The sequence below is a fragment of the Clostridium tyrobutyricum genome, from assembly GCF_019144085.1.
In the GTDB taxonomy this organism is placed as follows: Bacteria; Bacillota; Clostridia; order Clostridiales; family Clostridiaceae; genus Clostridium_B; species Clostridium_B tyrobutyricum_A.
Map to the genome: position 1 here is coordinate 1 of NZ_JAHHUY010000129.1, position 247 is coordinate 247.

The window sequence follows — 247 nt, forward strand, 5'->3', positions numbered from 1 at the left end:
GGCCCGGATCAATAGGTGGAAGGTCCAGCCTGGAGACGCCGATGCCCGCCTATTTCGAAGACCTCTCGGTCGGCCAGGTGGCGTCGCTAGGGACGACCGCCGTGGACGACAGGACGCTGGCGGCCTTCATCGCCGCCTTCGCGCCGGGATGGAGCCCCGACCGGGGCGCGCCCGACGCCATGGTCTACGCCATCTGGTCGCGGCTGGACGCCGCCGCCTCGGCCGACTGGCCGCAGACCAAGCGGGT

At 71.7% G+C, this 247-nt stretch carries 1 protein-coding gene; it reads left to right on the forward strand.

Features of this window, described 5'->3' with window-relative positions:
* Nucleotides 1-41: 41 nt before the first annotated feature.
* Nucleotides 42-247 (forward strand): hypothetical protein (locus KM800_RS15300; RefSeq protein ID WP_217813844.1); only part of this gene is annotated, 206 nt, incomplete at its 3' end.